Source organism: Robinsoniella sp. (assembly GCF_034124845.1).
Genome location: NZ_JAWYAJ010000490.1, coordinates 1 through 877, shown reverse-complemented (window position 1 = coordinate 877; position 877 = coordinate 1). Strand labels below are relative to the sequence as shown.

The following is an 877-nucleotide window of genomic DNA, read 5'->3' as shown; positions in this document are numbered from 1 at the left end:
ATGAAAGATTTTTTTCCGTACTTTTTAGCAATATCTATGTAATCCTTATACATGGGGCAAAATATCTGATCCCAAATATCGGGATTGATTAACAAAGTATTCTGACTTCCCCAATCATCCATAAACATGATACCGTCAATTTCTGTCTGTGCCCATTTTTCTACCAGCCTGCAGTAAAAATCATGCATTTTAGATATAAACTCCATCATTTTTTCGGGTGGATCCATAATGTCCATATACAGCTCTTCTGTTGTTCTTAAAAACTGAAGCTGTTCAAATGGCCGGGGACAGCAGCCGCTAAGGACAAACTGATCTGTATTTCTGCAAAAACTGTTAACCGCTTCCACATCAAAATCCAGCAGCTCTTCCGGAATATGAACCCTTTCAACATCCAGCCAATCCTCATCCTTTATTAATGCTTCTTTTACTTCACCTATAATTCCCTGATGAATATTTATAAATCTGCAGCCCCAGTCATCCACGTATTCTCCTACTTCACAGGAATTACCCCTGGACTGGGTTGGCGTCTTTAAGAGATTGGGCGCTTCTACGATATCATCCCGGTATTCCTTATGGATACGTTCTACCATCTCTCGGTGATTCATATCTGCCCAGGGCAGATGCCATAACTGCCTGGGTATTCTCCCATTTGTATTTCGAAACTCCAGGGTTGCATTTACTAATTCTCTTGATGTCATGTGATATCTCCTCTACGATATTGCAAAAATGTTTTTCATACCTTATATTTATATCATAAGAAATCCCTATATGGAGGTGCCTATGACAGAATGTTTTGATGATGACTATATCTGGGAAAAAGATTTTAAAAAGCTGAATAAACAGCATATTATGATCCCCTCTTTACATATGATCGCTC

General features: G+C 38.7%; 1 protein-coding gene. It reads right to left on the bottom strand.

What is annotated here, in order from left to right; all coding sequences use genetic code 11:
• The coding region (locus ACH2DQ_RS23965; RefSeq protein ID WP_395028564.1) for a uroporphyrinogen decarboxylase family protein at positions 1–698 on the bottom strand (698 nt) is incomplete at its 3' end.
• Between the last annotated feature and the right edge of the window lie 179 nt (positions 699–877).